This is a genomic window from Thermotalea metallivorans, from assembly GCF_001562415.1.
GTDB lineage: Bacteria > Bacillota > Clostridia > Peptostreptococcales > Thermotaleaceae > Thermotalea > Thermotalea metallivorans.
On the sequence record NZ_LOEE01000027.1, the window covers coordinates 1 to 16,295 of the forward strand.

17 protein-coding genes are annotated in these 16,295 nt (G+C 40.4%); 6 read left to right on the forward strand and 11 right to left on the reverse strand.

The window, feature by feature from the left end:
• A partial coding sequence (locus AN619_RS16210) for a hypothetical protein (protein ID WP_207644250.1) occupies window positions 1–206 on the forward strand: 206 nt, incomplete at its 5' end.
• Window positions 207–424: 218 nt separating this feature from the next.
• Here the strand turns inward: AN619_RS16210 and AN619_RS04630 are convergent.
• Complete coding sequence (locus AN619_RS04630) at window positions 425–667, reverse strand: hypothetical protein (RefSeq protein WP_068555315.1); 243 nt, start codon at window positions 665–667, stop codon at window positions 425–427.
• A 46-nt stretch (window positions 668–713) separates the two neighbouring features.
• Window positions 714–1,481 carry a DUF92 domain-containing protein gene (locus AN619_RS04635; protein WP_068555316.1) on the reverse strand — a complete coding sequence of 256 codons (768 nt, stop codon included), beginning with the start codon at window positions 1,479–1,481 and terminating at the stop codon, window positions 714–716.
• Window positions 1,482–1,691: 210 nt separating this feature from the next.
• Here AN619_RS04635 and AN619_RS04640 point away from each other — a divergent pair, with 210 nt between their 5' ends.
• Window positions 1,692–2,318, forward strand: coding sequence for an NUDIX hydrolase (locus tag AN619_RS04640; RefSeq protein ID WP_068555317.1), 627 nt, complete (start codon window positions 1,692–1,694; stop codon window positions 2,316–2,318).
• Between the two features lie 181 nt (window positions 2,319–2,499).
• Here AN619_RS04640 and AN619_RS04645 read toward each other — a convergent pair whose 3' ends face one another.
• From AN619_RS04645 to AN619_RS04655, 4 genes are all read right to left on the reverse strand, one after another.
• Window positions 2,500–2,835 carry a hypothetical protein gene (locus tag AN619_RS04645; RefSeq protein WP_198153240.1) on the reverse strand — a complete coding sequence of 112 codons (336 nt, stop codon included), beginning with the start codon at window positions 2,833–2,835 and terminating at the stop codon, window positions 2,500–2,502.
• Window positions 2,836–2,866: 31 nt separating this feature from the next.
• On the reverse strand, window positions 2,867–2,989 hold the full coding sequence (locus AN619_RS16460; protein WP_278279845.1) for a hypothetical protein: 123 nt from the start codon (window positions 2,987–2,989) through the stop codon (window positions 2,867–2,869).
• 98 nt (window positions 2,990–3,087) lie between these two features.
• Window positions 3,088–5,859 carry an ATP-binding protein gene (locus AN619_RS04650; protein WP_068555318.1) on the reverse strand — a complete coding sequence of 924 codons (2,772 nt, stop codon included), beginning with the start codon at window positions 5,857–5,859 and terminating at the stop codon, window positions 3,088–3,090.
• Window positions 5,856–6,986, reverse strand: a complete 1,131-nt coding sequence (locus tag AN619_RS04655; RefSeq protein WP_068555319.1) for a metallophosphoesterase family protein — start codon at window positions 6,984–6,986, stop codon at window positions 5,856–5,858. Before AN619_RS04655 ends, AN619_RS04650 begins: the two co-directional genes overlap by 4 nt.
• A gap of 289 nt (window positions 6,987–7,275) precedes the next feature.
• Between AN619_RS04655 and AN619_RS04660 the strand changes: the two genes are divergently transcribed.
• Together AN619_RS04660 and AN619_RS04665 are read left to right on the forward strand one after the other, a co-directional pair.
• On the forward strand, window positions 7,276–8,673 hold the full coding sequence (locus AN619_RS04660) for an MATE family efflux transporter (protein ID WP_157064911.1): 1,398 nt from the start codon (window positions 7,276–7,278) through the stop codon (window positions 8,671–8,673).
• A 182-nt stretch (window positions 8,674–8,855) separates the two neighbouring features.
• Window positions 8,856–9,068 (forward strand): hypothetical protein, encoded by a 213-nt coding sequence (locus AN619_RS04665; RefSeq protein ID WP_068555320.1) that lies wholly within the window; start codon window positions 8,856–8,858, stop codon window positions 9,066–9,068.
• A gap of 340 nt (window positions 9,069–9,408) precedes the next feature.
• Here the strand turns inward: AN619_RS04665 and AN619_RS04670 are convergent, their stop codons facing one another.
• Entirely contained in the window at window positions 9,409–9,783 is a 375-nt protein-coding gene (locus tag AN619_RS04670) for a hypothetical protein (protein ID WP_068555321.1), read from the reverse strand.
• A 448-nt stretch (window positions 9,784–10,231) separates the two neighbouring features.
• On the opposite strand from AN619_RS04670, the gene AN619_RS04675 reads away from it, so the two are divergent.
• On the forward strand, window positions 10,232–10,957 hold the full coding sequence (locus tag AN619_RS04675) for an HAD family hydrolase (RefSeq protein WP_068555322.1): 726 nt from the start codon (window positions 10,232–10,234) through the stop codon (window positions 10,955–10,957).
• Window positions 10,958–11,117: 160 nt separating this feature from the next.
• Window positions 11,118–12,350 carry an LL-diaminopimelate aminotransferase gene (locus tag AN619_RS04680; protein WP_068555323.1) on the forward strand — a complete coding sequence of 411 codons (1,233 nt, stop codon included), beginning with the start codon at window positions 11,118–11,120 and terminating at the stop codon, window positions 12,348–12,350.
• Window positions 12,351–12,538: 188 nt separating this feature from the next.
• Here the strand turns inward: AN619_RS04680 and AN619_RS04685 are convergent, their stop codons facing one another.
• From AN619_RS04685 to AN619_RS04700, 4 genes are all read right to left on the reverse strand, one after another.
• A complete protein-coding gene (locus tag AN619_RS04685; RefSeq protein WP_068555324.1) occupies window positions 12,539–13,141 on the reverse strand; it encodes a SprT-like domain-containing protein in 603 nt (200 codons plus the stop codon).
• A gap of 99 nt (window positions 13,142–13,240) precedes the next feature.
• Window positions 13,241–14,239, reverse strand: coding sequence for a sensor histidine kinase (locus AN619_RS04690; protein ID WP_068555325.1), 999 nt, complete (start codon window positions 14,237–14,239; stop codon window positions 13,241–13,243).
• Window positions 14,232–15,263, reverse strand: a complete 1,032-nt coding sequence (locus AN619_RS04695) for a 3-oxoacyl-ACP synthase (RefSeq protein ID WP_068555326.1) — start codon at window positions 15,261–15,263, stop codon at window positions 14,232–14,234. Before AN619_RS04695 ends, AN619_RS04690 begins: the two co-directional genes overlap by 8 nt.
• A complete protein-coding gene (locus AN619_RS04700; RefSeq protein ID WP_068555327.1) occupies window positions 15,256–16,293 on the reverse strand; it encodes a 3-oxoacyl-ACP synthase III family protein in 1,038 nt (345 codons plus the stop codon). Before AN619_RS04700 ends, AN619_RS04695 begins: the two co-directional genes overlap by 8 nt.
• Between the last annotated feature and the right edge of the window lie 2 nt (window positions 16,294–16,295).

A 16,295-nucleotide genomic window follows, 5' to 3' on the forward strand; every position in this document is an offset into this window, starting at 1 on the left:
GGGACTTTGCCTCCGGCTTCCTTCAGATTCCACCTCACGATGGACACCCTTGCCTTTGGCTAATGGTTCCCACTGCCAAGCCCATAGCGGACTTTCACCGCCAAGTTACTGCCCATGCCGGGCGCACGTTAAAAAGGACAGTTTGGTATCTCAAACTGTCCTTTGTTTTGGTAAAAAAAGCAATGAGGCAAACAGGGGGCCCTTAAGATTTAGGCTTCGTCACTAATGGCTACTAGCTAATGGCTGATAGCTGGTGGCTAATAACTAACAGTTTATAGTTAACAGTTTATAGTTGTTAACGGCTAACTGTTAACTGGCAGCTGGTGACTGGAGAAAAACGGCACAGGTCTGAGTAGGAAGCCAAATCTCCAGGGTTTGTCTGCAAACTCGCAGACAAAAGAATATCAAAAGCAACGGGCAAGAATTACGCCTGCATGTGATTGACTTTTATCCCCTCTAAACCTTCCAGCTGCTCCATCATATGGCGTATTTTTTCCATGTCTCCCCTTAGGTTTAAAGTGATTAAGCCGTGATTGACCTCTCCCGGATCATGAATTCCAAATCTACCAATAATCATATCTCCATGTTTTGTCAAGATTTCCTGCACCTTTGGCGCAGCGTCTGCACGATGATCTACCCTGATGCTCATAACACTCAATGGATCCATAGCATTCCCTCCTTCTTTTTTCTTCTGCTATTTTAGACAAGATTCCTTAAAGATATGCATGAAGCATTAAAAAAATCAAACTTCCAAAAATAGAAGCTAAAAAGTTTACCATATTATTTTTTAACCAATCCGCCTTTTGGATGGCTCCATCATCTTCCTCATAGCCTTCTTCCTTTTCAAAGATTCCCAACAAAGAGTCAAAAAAACCGCCCCCTATGGCACTGATAAAGATCAAGCCATATCGCCACAGGCTTATATTGGGGATAAGCTTCAGAAGGCTCAGTATGTAGATCATCAGCAAATATCCTACCAATCCTCCGACGCCCCCAAGGGTACCCCATAAGGTAATACCCCCGGAAATCCCTTGGGGAACCTCTCTGAATCTATCAAGGGAATAGGTTTTGCTCGGGAAGAGGGTGCCTATTTCTGAACACCAGGTATCAAACAAATTGACGGCAATCGCAGTAAGATACAAATGGTAAAACAAGATATTTTCTGTAAAATAATACATGAGGGCAAAGACAGCAGCAACAGCGCCGTTGGCAAACAACTGCTTCCAATCCCTGGCCGATCGTTCCCGGGCTTTCCCTTTAATTTTTCTTTTATGAGCCGTTTGAATTCTGGTGAGTATACTTCCTGTAACCAAAAAATATCCCAGAGGAAAAATCCAAAAAAAACCATTGACACCAGAAGCCGTACCTATAAACCACAGGGCAAAAATAGCATCTCCAGTAATCCAGTCCATGCGGTAGGTGAAAAAACCAATGGTCATCATCAAGAAAGAAATTAAGCATAGATGATATAGATTTGACATAACGGCCTCCTCATGAGAAAATACTATATAAGCCCTATGGATTAAGCCCTTAGCGATTCATTCCTATGGCTATTCCCTGTTGATCCTGGCCAAAATAGAATTACATAAATAATATTATAACTTTCTGGAATCCATGAAGCGTTAACGTTGCATGACCATATTCAAGTGAAACTTTCACTTTAACTTATTCTTTCAAAGGCAGGTGAATCTATGGAACTTCATGCCATCAAAACCATCGTCCAAAGCAGAACGGCCAAACCTGAGGGAAAGTATAACCGTTTTTCCGTCCTGGTGCCCATTCTTCAAGTTCAAGGTGAACTTCACCTTTTATTTGAAATCCGTTCTGAAAAATTAAAGAATCAACCGGGTGAAATCTGTTTCCCGGGAGGAAGAATAGAAAAAAACGAATCTCCGGAACAATGTGCTGTCCGGGAGACCTCCGAAGAATTAAATCTCCCTACGGAGAAAATTCAAATCTTTGGCCCACTGGATTATATCGTGACACCCTTTAACGCAATCCTATATCCGTTTCTGGGTTTTTTGCCCGGGATCCGAGTAGAGCAAATCCATTTCAATCGAGATGAAGTAGGCGATGTCTTCACCGTACCGATGAAATTTTTTCTGACCAACAATCCCGAGGAGCATTTTATCAATATCAAGGCTGCCCTCCATGATGACTTTCCCTTCCACATGATCCAAAATGGAAGGAATTACAAATGGAAAGTAGGAAAATATCCAGAGCTGTTTTATCAATACAACGGCCACATTATATGGGGGATGACAGCCCGAATCGTCAAAAATTTTATCAATATCATCAAGGGAGAAGAGGACCTGTAAAAAATTATACACTCAACAACCTATATCTTCAACATATGTTATGAATTTCCTTCCTACAGAATACAGCCAAAATTCCCTTCAAAAATAGCAAGCTCTGGATGTCAAGCTTCCAGAGCTGATTTTGTTTCCTTTGTTTAAATGGAAAATCTATGGATGGGGAGAGTCTGAATTAGGCAGGGTTTTATCTTATTCTTTTTAACATCGCCTTGACCACTTCATCAAAGGGCATCGTGCCGATCTGGGCCATAATCTTATCTAATTCGCTTTTTTCCTCCTTTTTCAACGATCCCCTAAGGACAATACTCACCAGCTGGTCTGCATCCACCAAAACAGAAAAGACATTCAGCGCACCGCTCAACAATCCTACAATCACAAGGGCTTGGGCAGGTGTTAAATTAAACTTTCCATTTTGACCACAAGTACGCCGCTGTATTTTATTATGTCCCTTGCTGTCCTGCTTGCCTAATTCAGCCATTGCTTCCTTCATCAGTGCATCTAGCTGCTCGGGTGAAAACACAATAACTCCCCCTCGACTGTATTTCTAGTTCCTAACCCGGTATGATAATGGGCGCTTCCTGCCCTGGTTTTCCCCGTCCCGTTCCAAAAATAAAAACAAGACCCAACAAAATAATCCATACGAGATCAACCTTCAAATCCTCATTTCTGGACAATATACTCCCTCCCTTTAATAGTATTATATTAAGATTCCAATCACCTGTGACTAATTTGCAGAATCCTATGTATTTTCTTCATTTGATTCGTCCTCTCGTTATAAATCAATATAATGTATCTTTTCAAATTTTCTCAGTATCTCCAGTTCCCTTTTTTGACAGGTAAATAAGATCACTTGACGGTTCTTTCCATATTCATAAAGATAATGCAAAACCGCCTCCAGTCGACGGTCATCATATTGAACAAAGGCGTCATCCATGATCATGGGCACGGCAGCTTTCTGGCCAAAAATCAAATCGGCAATTCCCATTCGCATGGCAAAATAGATTTGGTCCCAAGTACCATTGCTAAAGTAATCCATATCTTTCACTTTGTCTTCCACAGGATCTATAATTTTCACACCGTAGTTTTCTGAGATTTTCAAATCCTCATATTTTCCATTGGTAATCCTGCTTAGGATAGTCCCCACCTTTCTATTCAGTCTAGGTCCAAAACTTCTCTGAAGTTCTCGAAAAGAATTTTCCATCTCTTCCATGGTGCAGTCTATGGCAGCTGCCATTTCCTCATAGTATGCCATCCGTTCCTCTAAAATCCTCATCTCTTCCTCGATCTCTGCCATACCTCTGCTGTGGGCAAAACGATTCTGTATTAGATTCTCTATATCCTGGATCTGTTTTTCTAAAGCAATCCATCTTTCCTGCTTTCCCTTCAGCGCCTCTTCCAGTCTTTCTTCCTTTTCCAGTTCCTCTGCACTGTCCATCTCTGCTATTTCTTCTATTTCTTCCATTTCTTTTCTAATGTCCTCCAAAGTCCGCCCTTTCAGCAGTACCTTGCAGGCTTCTTCCAAGGAAGCCCTTTGCTTGTCCAATTCATTTTTATCTTTTAATATTTTGGAAAGCCCCTCAATGCAGTTTTCCACTTTCTCCTCCCTTATCTCTTGAAGATCCAATCTATGTCCCAAATCTTTTTCAATCTCTACAATTTGATCCTGCATCTGTTTTATTCTAGTCCCCAAATCTTTCAGTTCCCTTTCTGCCGCTTCTTTCTCTGAAAGCATGCTTCTATATTTTCTCAGATTATTACGAAATTCTTCTAAGCTACTGCAACGGCATTGCCTATAAATGTTCCGGACATACCCTTCCCGTTGTTCCAAAGTTCTTTCTAAATTCCGGATCTGCTCTTCATTGATATTTTTTCTTCTATCTTCCATACGTACCTTTAGTTCTTCTATTCGATTTCTTTTTTCTCCATACTTCATCATGCCTGCACGAAATTCTTGAAATCCCTCGACTCCAAAGCGGGAATAAATCTCATTGAGATCTTTTTGGATGGCCTCTATTTCCTTCATGATCAGAGTCTCATCCCCAATCACTGCAATTTCCCGCTCTACATCCTTAAGGCCTTCAGCAATTTTTCTCCTATGGATCCATCCATAGCTACACAGCAACAAACCAAAACCGCTTAAGGCATAAAAATAGGCATGAAAAACAAAGGCTCCTATAAGTCCTCCTACCGTCACCAATAGGGCAGAAATCATTATGGCCGAAGCAGTTCTCATTTGATTCCGAAGCAAATCCCTCTTCAGTTGAAAATTTTCCCTCCGAGTTTCCCCGTGGATCTTATGCTTGAGTTCCTTGAGCTGCTCTTCTTTATCATAAACTTCCATTTCCATAGATGGTCGAACTTCCTCAAATTTTTGAAGTGCTCCGAGGCTGTTTTGCTCATCCCTCCACTGGGCCTCCAATTGAGCAAGTTCCTGTTTCTGCTGTTGCCATGCCTGCAGTTTTTCTTCTATCTGCTGACACTCTTGGCATACAGCAGCAAGCCTGGCTTCTGCATCTTCCTCCAAGTCCTCATATCCTTCAAAAGACTGCAACACATCCTTCTTTCCTTCATATCGGACTTTCGCAGTTTCAAGCATCCCATAGAGCTCTGATAACTGCTGCCTTAACTCCTTCCACTGTCTGGCCTTACTCTTTAGGTCGAGGATCAGACCTTCATCTGCTATGGTATCCCCTTGGGCCAACTGTTTATTTTTTTCCTCAATTTCCTCGGATAAGGCATTGATCCTATCTATATAGCTGCAAAGGGCCAAATATTCCTTCTTCCGCTGAAGCTGACGGATTTGTTTTCTCTTTTTTTCCAACGCTACAATTTCTGCCTTTGTTGTCCGTCTTTCCTCCAACAACTTGTTGAGCTTTATCCGGTCTTCTATATTTTCCTCATGGAGGCGATTGACCTTACTCAATTCTTCTTTCAGACTGTCATAGCATCTCTTTAGTTCATCAAGTTTCCCCGTCTTGCGCTGGCCCGTCAAATCCTTTTTGACCTGCTGCAGCACACCCATGGCTTTATAATAAGAGGTGTCTTCATCGCCTGTCTGTTGCAAATTGGCAAGTCGCTTCATGATCTCGTCCTCTTTGTCTCGTTCCACCCGACAATGGAGTTGCTTAATAAATATAGTTTTTTCAAAGGCTTCTTCCCCAATGCCGAAAAAAGACAAACCGGGCTGGCTTGCATCAATATGGCTTGCCTCTTCCCCGGAAATGAGATCCAAAACAATGGCGTCATCCATTTTCCTCTTTTCTCCAAAACGCCGTTTGATGAAATATTCCCTTTGATGATCATCCTGAAAATACAGTTCCCCTTCTGCGTCCTCACCGGTCCAAGGCAAAAAGCGCTTCCGCTCATTTTCTCGCAAATTCTTCTTAGAGGAATTCATTCCATAAAACATGGCTTTGATAAAGGATTGGAGCGTCGTCTTGCCTGCTTCATTCTCCCCGTAAATGACATTGAGGCCCCCATGGAAATGGATTTTCAGGTCCTTCAATTTGCCGAAACGTCCTATCTTTAAACCTTTTATCATCATTCCACACGCACCTCCCCAGTCCCCAGCGCCTTCATTCCCAATTTTAAAGCACAAATTAGCCGCTTTCTCTCTTCTTCATTTGATGCCCTATCTATCTTCTCCTTCATGTTTCGTACGAAAATACCCTTGAGGGAGAATTCACGGGCCAGACTTTCATAATCTACAGCAAAGGTAGTTTCATCCACAAGCTTGATATAATAGAAATCTCCGTGGAGTTTGTCCTGCAATACCTCCCGATGAATGGAAAAACCCTCCCCTATCTCCCCTGTCAAAATAATTTTGTACAGATTCCGTTCCCTTTCCGGGTCGGTAATTTGTTCCCTGATTCTCTCCACAATCTCCTCGTAGGTTCCTACACCTTCCACATCGACCTTTGCCACCATATATTTTCTCTTGCAGATTTCTCGAAAACTTAACTCACATCTGCCTTTTTCTACAGTACCAACAACAACTCCCTTGCTGCCCAATTCGTCAAAGGCCCTTCCCTCAGGATTTCCGCAGTAGCTCCAACTGGTGGCTCCCAGTTTGGTCACACCCGAAAAGCTATGCCGGTGGCCCAAAGCCAAATAATCCAACCCGCTGCTCTCTATGGTGCCTCGCGCAATGGGATTATAATCACTTCCCTGACCTTCTGATACCATATCTCCATGGAGGACCATAATATTTACCAGTTCTTTATTCTCCACGTGAAATCCCTCGATCAAAGACTTTCTTTCATATTTTTTTGAAAAGCCTATGCCATATACGCAGGTATTGTATTCGGGAATCCAAATACCCTTTAAATTTGTATCAAAAATGTGCACATTGGATGGCCAACGAATCAGCCTGTAATAGGATTTATATGTATAGGGATCATGATTGCCGGGAGAAATAAACACCCTGATATGGGGTATTTCTTCAAATTTTCTTATAAGGTAGTCCAAGGTAGTTTTCATCACCCGGTCATTATCAAAAAAATCTCCGCTGATCAAGAGAAGGTTTACCTTTTCATCCTTGGCTGTTTGGATCACCCTGCCAAAAGTTTCTCGCAAATCTTCCTTTCTCTGTTCCGCTATGGAACCTGAAAGTTCTTTAAAAGGCGTATCAAAATGGAAATCCCCGCAATGGAGGATTTTTACCTTCTTCATTATTCTCGCACCTCCTCTATTCATCGATAATTCCATTCTATCACAGAAAAATACAAGATTAAATTTGCAGATAGTTTTCTTGTTATGCTGTCAATTCAGTTGTATACTATCTTTATACCATATTTCTTATAAAACACAAATCAAATTGTATCTGAAAGAAAAATAAATTGTATTTCAAATTTATAGAAAAATGAGGGTGGTTATGTTATGATATTATTTAGAGAGTCTAAATTTATGACTTTCTTAGTAGTATTCATTTATCATTTTATTTTATGAAGGAACGTTGCCTATGTACAAGATCATGGATAAAAAAGAAAAATTGTATACTGCCTTTTTTTCGAATGCTATCCGTAAAGACGTACTCCATATTGCCTGGCCTGTCTTGGCGGAGCTTTTATTAGGCTCCTTATTTGGAATGATCGATATGATGATGCTTGGCAGAATCAGTGATCCCGCGGTGGCCGCCGCTTCTGTGGCAGCCGTTGGAGTTGCCAATCAACCGGTCTTTATCGGTCTATCCCTCATTCAGGCTTTGAATGTGGGAGGAACAGCTATGGTTTCGCGATACATAGGTGCAAAGCAACACGAAAAAGTGGAAGATACGGTGAAGCATATTATCCTTTTGAACCAATTTCTACTGGCCCTTCCCCTTTCTTTATTGGCGATTCTTTTTACAGATCAGATTATGACATTTGTAGGAGCTCAAGCTGATACCCTGGCGGTAGGCAGAGCTTATTTCAGAATTATCATGATCGGATTTATCTTCCAGGCTTTTAACTTTGCCCTATCTGCAGCCCTCAGGGGAGCAGGAGATACAAAACTTCCCATGAAAGTGAATTTAAGAGTCAATTTCCTCAATGTAATCGGCAATGCCCTGCTCATTTACGGGTTATTGGGATTCCCTAAACTGGGTGTTACGGGTGCTGCTATTTCAACGGCATTTTCCCATATATTGGCCAGTTTTATCCTGCTCACATATATTTTCAACGGAAAAAGCATCATTCGCATCCGCCTGAAAAAATCCTTCCGTTTTCGCAAAGATATTATATACAACCTTATCAAAATTGGCGTACCGGCTTCTTTGGAGCAAATGGCTTTAAGATTGGGTATTTTCCTTTTTGTAAAGATTGTAGCTACCTTAGGAACCGTTACTTTTGCTGCCCACCAAATATGCCTCAGCATCTTGGGCTTATCTTTTCAGCCCGGCCAGGCCTTCGGAATTGCAGCATCTTCCCTGGTAGGCAGAAATTTAGGGGCTCAAAACCCTGAGAAAGCCCAAGAATATGCTCGAGAAACTCGAAAGATAGGTTCCATCATTTCATCTTTTATGGCGTTCATCTTTTTTGTATTTGGACCGCAACTGGTAGGTTTATATACAGAAAATCCTAAAATCATAAGGGACGCCTCTGTGGCACTGAAAATTATCGCCCTAGTTCAACCCTTTCAATCTTCCCAATTCATTCTAGCCGGCGGCCTTAGGGGAGCAGGAGATACGGTATTTCCTTTATTCTCCACTTTCTTGGGCGTTTTAGGTGTTCGGGTAATTCTATCCTATATATTGGTCAGCATATTAGGCTACGGGTTGGCAGGAGCCTGGATGGCTGTCTTGACAGATCAGTTTGTACGCTGGGTCTTGGTATATTTCCGGTTTCAATCGGGAAAATGGAAATATATTACCATTCGCTGATACAATTTCTACTTTTTTCGTCCATGGCTTATAGGCCTTTTTTGGGAATATCTTACCATTTTCTTGTTCAAGCCTTATCCCTTGTTGAAAAAATCTGGTGGTCATATACAATAGTATTGAAAGCCCATTTTCTCCTTTGCCGCAATGAAAAAATCTGATTTTTTAAGGATGGTTGTTGGAAAATGGATAAAGCGAATCTACTGAAAATGATGTATGCACACGAACAAGTGGGAAATCAAAGTAGTGAACCGTATCCTTCTTTGGAAGATATGATCAAAGGCGATAAAAAACTAAAAAAACTGGTTTCCCAATTGCTGGATGAACAACTGGTTCAATATCAAAATTCAAAACTTGTACTTACCAACATGGGAAAGTATCTGGCAAAGATTTTATAAAAAATAAGAGGAAATAAAATTAGACAAGGTTTTCTATATCATTTCTTAGAAAACCTTGTCGCCTGTTATAAGAATGGGGGGTAAATATTCTATATTCAATTTTGGGTATTCCCTTTTTCCTACTCTCTATAAGCGATTCCTCCAAACCAAGATCCAATTTACTTCCACACATAAGAAGGGGTTTCAAGCTCAAATAATTCATTGGAAATTCCATTTTCTTTTACAGATACGCATCTGTAATCATCACCATTCTTATAACAATCTATATCAACCTCCCAAAGAGGGGTGCTGATCCCTTTGTTGTGAACATATATACCAAAATCTCAGCCTTTTAAACATTTTATTCATATCCTTCCATTTCCTCGGGCACTTTCACTTCAGTGATTTCTACTTTACCTAAGGCTGTAGATATTTCGACCTCCTCCCTCGTACCATCAACCTCATAGGCTATTTTCAGATGGCGGCTGTCAATCATGGATAGCTCCAAGTAGTCGATTTGTTCCTCTTTCATAAAATCCTCTTTGATTTTTTCCCTTAAATTTTTCACCAAAAATATATCAAATCTCTGTATTTCTCCTAAATAATTGGATACAAAATCTTTTAATTTTTCATTGATTATAAAAATATGTCTTAAAGTCATATCCCGTCGAAAGTTTTCTATAGCAATAAACAATATCATTGTAATGAAGGTTGCAATAACCACAGCGCCCAACATGTTCCATCCCACCCTTGCCTTTGTTTTACTTATTAAAATATTACCCAAAAAGATAGATAAAAATCTTTTTTCTTTCTATACGCAAATCTCTTCACAAACTTTAAAGAACATGATTGTAAACCTTTAAAATCCACAAATTGAAAGCAAATCAATATGGATTTACAACTTTAAAATTGAATTTATTTCAAAAGTTATATTTCTTGAAAGATTAACCAGTTGCCAGTTGCTAGTCACTAGTATTGGCAACTGGTTGCTGGTAAATGACAACAAGGTGCTCACTGTATAAAAATTTCTTTTTTCATAAAAGCATGAATTAACTTTTAGAAATGTATATCAATAGAAATATCTACAAAAAAATTTGCAAAATAGTATTTGTATACCAGGGTTACTGAAAATCAATATGATAGAATATACTATAGATATACCATTTTTTTCTCAGGAGGTATTTATGCAGACTGTTGTTGCTTTTTTCGACATTGACGGAACCCTCTACCGCGATTCTTTGATGGTTGAACACTTCAAAAAACTGCTGAAATATGAAGTCATTGATGCCGCCCTATGGCATCGCCATGCAAAGCACACCTATCAAGATTGGGATAAAAGACAGGGCAATTATGATGATTATCTTTTGGAAATCGCCCAGATTTATATTGAATCCATGAAAGGACTGAATCGACATCAAATCAATTTCATTTCTGATCAGGTAATTAATTTAAAGGGAGATCGTGTCTACCGGTATACCCGCGCCAGAATCGCCTGGCATCAATGCCACAACCATAAGATTATTTTCATATCCGGCAGCCCATCATTTCTAGTAGAAAAGATGGCACAAAAATACGGCATTACGGATTTCAAAGGAACAGAATATTTGATAGATGAAAATGATAATTATACTGGCGAAATTATACAGATGTGGGATTCCGAAAGTAAGCGGAAAGCCATCCTAGAATTTGTGGACAAATATCAGATTGACCTATCCCAAAGTTATTCTTATGGGGATACCAATGGGGACTTTTCCATGTTAAAAATGGTCGGGCACCCTATCGCCATCAATCCTACAAGGGAGCTCATTCAAAACATTCAATTGGATGAAGAATTAAGAGAAAAAATTACCCTCATTATTGAAAGGAAAGATGTAATTTATAAACTGAATGCAAATGTGGAAATTCTATAATTCCTTGAACTTCGCTTGATAAGTGATTTGTCATGGAAGCATTGTCTATGGACTTTTGATGTTCGAACACTTTTCTTTTCCTATGAATATAATGAAAAAGGCAAGTTTTTTCACCGGGAATCCATTTTCCCATTTTCAATAGGAAAGGAGACAACTTACCATGAATTTCATTCAAAATAAAATAGCAGCCCGTCTTGGTGGTAAGAATTTCGATACATCAAAAAAAAATTATAAATTTATGAAAATAAAGAAGGCAAAGGCAGAGGCCATGGCCCAATGGCCCCACCTTCCCCTGATTGATCTTGGCATAGGAGAACCTGACTTGCCTGCCGACCCCCTGGTTGTCCATACCCTTTCACAAGAGGCCGGCAGGCCGGAAAATCGTTGGTATGCCGACAATGGAATACCGGCTTTTCAAGAAGCTGCCGCCCGATACCTCCTTCATGTGTATCACGTGGCAGAAATTGACCCCTATCGTGAAATTCTCCATGGCATAGGGGCAAAGGCGATTTTGGCAATGCTTCCCCTATGCTTTATCAATCCGGGAGAAATTGCCCTCACCACGGTACCCGGCTATCCCGTAATTGCTGCCAACACAAGGCATTTGGGCGGAGAAGTCTATCATCTGCCTTTGTACAAAGAAAATCATTTTTATCCTGACTTTTCGAGGATTCCTCGAGCTGTTTTGGAAAAAGCAAAGCTCTTATATATCAATTATCCAAACAATCCCACAGGCCAGGTGGCCACAAGGGCATTTTATGAGAATGTGGTTGACTTTGCCTACAAAAACGGCATCATTGTCATCTCCGATGCCTCCTATGGTCCCATTACCTTCGATGACTGCCAACCCCTCAGCTTCCTGTCGGTAGACGGGGCGAAGGAGGTAGGAGTCGAAATTCATTCCTTATCCAAAGCTTTTAATATGACAGGCTGGCGCCTCGCCTTTATTGCCGGCAACGCCAAGATCATCGAAGCCTACGGCCATGTGAAAAACAACATAGATTCCGGCCAATTTATTGCCATTCAAAAGGCAGGAATTTGCGCCTTGGATCATCCCGAAATTATTCGTAAAAATTGTGAACGATATTCCAGAAGACACGATCTACTGGTAAAGGCCTTACGGGAAGTCGGTTTTCAAGCAGAAAAACCTAAGGGAACCTTTTATTGTTATGTGCCTATTCCAAAGGGAACAAAATCTGGAATCTCCTTTCAAAATGCAGAAGAGGTCTCGGAGTATTTGATTCAGAGAGCTCTTATTTCTACAGTCCCCTGGGACGATGCAGGTTCTTTTTTGCGCCTCTCCGTCACCTTTGAAGCAAAAGATGAGCAAGAAGAAAAAGAAGTGATGAAAGAATTGAAGAAAAGATTGTTGCAGCTAGCGCTTGTATTTTAAGCCAGAAGAATCATTACAGCCTTTCCTAAGGCTGTAATGATTCTTTTATGATATTGTCCTGCCATCAGCAGCTCAATTCCTACTCAAAAAACATCTTTATTTCAAAAATATATCTTTACAAATTTCGACACTTTTTGATAAAATAAATCACGGATGCATCAGCATCACATCCATTGTTGATATATCGCTTATTTCACATCCCCCTTTTTATATCCCTTTTCAGAAGGGATTTTTTTATCTCCTTCTCTCTTTTTTTGATCCATTCGGAAAGCTTCTTTGATTTGCCCTTTGTTCTCCTTTGCACATCGCCCGCAGTAGATTACCCTTTTTATATTTTTTGTACTTTTATACACGCTTTTGCATTTTCTGCATACATATGTGTAGCGATAAACATCTTCATTCCTTTTTGCCCAAATACACTCACTGTGAAAAATTTTTCTTAGAGTCTTCTTGAAAACTTCCCCATGACCATGTTTCAACTTCCCCTGCTTATAGAGATAATAGTGGGCAAGCTCATGCTTTAAAATCTCTAGCAGTTCCAGTTTCCCAAATTTTTCTGCATATTGTCTATTCACTTGAATCAACCCATGGCCCGTTTTTATATCATAGCGTATATTGGCTCCGGAAGTTTTTAACCGATTGGACCATTTTACTTCCCCTGTATATGGTTCTTGTACATAATACATATATATCCTATCGGTAATCCACAGAAGGTCTTTTTCCTGCAGGTTTTCCATGGCGGAAATTTGATAGTATAAGGATTCGGTAAAAAGATCATTTTGTCTCCACATTTTTCTCTCCCCATCCTATGGTAGTTCTCATTTGAGTTTGTATATAAACCTTTGATGCTTGGCTTCCTATTAGTACAGGCCCTCAATGCTGTTTTCCAATCACCCTTGTTTCGGCAAGAATATAGAAAAAGATATCCTCTTATATTGGGTTGCATCAATCTCAATGACCCCATTATATTTTTCAATAAGTTTTTTTACAATGTATAATCCAAATCCTCTTCCATCGGATTCTTTTGTTGTATACCCGGGCTTATAAAAATTCTCATAGGCATCCCCGGCCAAAAAACCGCTGTTTTCAATTTTAAACCGGTACACAGCATCTATCTGATCGATACATACGCTGACAAAAGGCTCTTGCTTATCTTCCAATGCTGCTTCAATAGCATTGTCCACAAGATTGCCTATGATGCTGCATAAATCCCAAGACTTTATATGGGGCATATCCACTTTGCAGGTGGATATAATCTCGAAATTTACTCCATTTCTTTCTGCCATTTCTTTTTTGGTATTCAAAAGGGCCGTCAATGGTGGATTCCCTATCCTGATAATTTGTCCTACATGCAGGTAGTTGTTTGCAATACCGTTGAGGTATTCCAAAAGCTTATCATATTCTTTCAAAAATGCCATGGATTGCAATGTTTGAATATGATGAATATAGTCATGCCTTTGGCTACGAAGTATATGGATCAGTTCCTCTGTATTTTCCAGATTGCTCCTTATGGCATTGATCTCTATCTGTTTTTCCTTTTTTGCCCTTTGTTCCAGCTTTTTTGTAAAAACAAAAATCAATCCCGTAGAAAATATGACAGAAGCATTTAAAAACAAAATTTCTCCTCTTATTCTTCCAAATAGATTGGAAATAAGGGCAAAATAATTGAACAGCATCAAGGCAGCACTTTGAAGAAACAACGCCAGCAAAACAATGAATTTACTTTGATTTATCAAGATATCACCCACTGTTTCAAATTTAATTAAAAATGCATATGCTGCTTCATCATCTTTTTTTACTTCAACATCCCACATCTCCATTCCTTTTAAAATTTGACAAAAAACCACCTGCGTTTTCCACAGCAGGTAGTTTTTTATCTTTTTATTCACCCTTTCCCCATTGCAAGGTGGTTGCCGCAAAGCTATAGCCAAGGCCGCCTGACAATAATAGCACCTTGCTTCCATTCTTGATCTTATGATTTTCAATTCCCAATTTTAAAGACAAAAGGGGATCTACGTGGCCCACATGGCCATATTCATCCAAATAGATTGATTTTTCTTGACTTAGTCCCAATTGTTCCAGTATATATTGATGGGAAGATCGCTTGATATGGACTAAGGCAACATAATCCAATTCATGGCTTTCAAAACCACTCATTGCTAGGGATTTGCGCGCAACGGCTAAAAAATTGGGAATGCTTTTTTCATTCAAATCCTTCTTAAATCTTTCAAAATCGGGCATCTTCAGCTTCCAAAAACCTTGGCACTTTGTAGATTCAGGCTTCCGAGGATCTGAGGTTCCATTGTGGGATGCCACCACATCATCGGCAAATGCCGACTCAACCATAATGCTGGTCTCCAAAATATGATTGTACGGATGATTTTTCTTCAGTAAGATTGCACATGCCCCCGGGGCCAACGGAAGCATAAAGGATGAATGTGGATCCGTGGGGTCTACCAAATAGCAGATTGTATTTCCTCCTGCAATCAACACTGTATTGATATACCGATCCGCCTTCATCATATCCTTTGCCACCTTCAATGCCAAAGGCGTAGCAGCACATCGATAGGACATATCAAAAGCCCATGCATTAACTGCCCCGATTTCTTTTTGCACTTTAATGGCTGCCGTCCAGCATATATATTCTTTGTATTCCTCTCCATTAAAAATAATCAGGTCTATTTCTTCCGGCTTTACTTGGGCTTTCTGCAGACAATTCTTTGCAGCCTTTATGGTCATAGCCACACAATGATCTTCTTGAGAACCCCATACTTTTTGTTTTATCCCTATTTTTTCCCGAATAACCTTCTCCGGTATGCCCCAAACTTTCTCCAGCTCCTTCGCATGGATCCGTTTTTCCGGCAAATACAGTCCAAATCCTACGATGCCACATTGCACATCTTCCCTATACATGGGCATTCCCCACATATTCTACCAAAGCACTCGCCCAGGAAAAACCGGCTCCTGCGCTAAAGAGCATAATCTTATCACCCTTTTCAAATTTTCCATCCTCCTGCATTTTGTCCAGATTGAAGAAAATATCTGCAGGCCCCATATGACCATGTTCGTAGGAGATGTAAGCTGAGGTCTTTTCTTCGGGAAATTCTATGGTTTGAATAACTTTGTCCAGTACATGTTTGCCGATATTGTACAAAACTACTTTATCAACATCTTCAACGGTATACCCTAATCTGTTCAACAGTTCTATCATTACCTTCTTGTTGTTATTGGCTAACGTACTATACAATTGTTCTCTTTTGGCATCATCGCTCAAATATTCTGCTGCTGTTTTTTTACAGTCCAGGTGAAATGCCCCTTGTGCTATGTTCTCAACTGTTGCCGGGCATCTCACCCCTCCCACAGGTATTCTCCACAGATGATGAAAACTCCCATCGGTCAAGGCATGGGTCCCCAAAATCCGAAATCCCGTATTGCCTCGCTTCAACAGGGCAGCACTGGCACCATCTCCGTAGAAATTTGCAGAGGCTGCCTTCCACCTGTTCACCACAGGTTTTTCGTATTTGTCGGCACAAACGACCAATATATGGCGAAGATCCAAATCTGTCTGCAGCCTGCTGAAGGCAAAATCCATCGCGGCCATGCCGCCGCAGCAGAATTGTTCTATCCGAAAAGCATAGGCATTACGAGCCCCGATTTCATGCTGTATTCTTGCCGCATCAGACCACCTCAAATAGTCGGCAAAGGTATTGGCATACACGACAACATCGATTTCCTCCGGAGATATGCCCCCTTTTGCTATAGCAATTTCCGCTGCCTTTATTCCCATATCCGTAGGTTCCTCGTCCTTCGCCGCATACACTTTATTTGTTCCCATGGCCGTGATTTCTTTTTCTGTAAGTCCTTCGGCTTCTGCTATATCCTTTATAAAGATGGCATGTTTTGGAACGTATCTTCCCGTTGATGAAATTCCCACCATCGGCATAT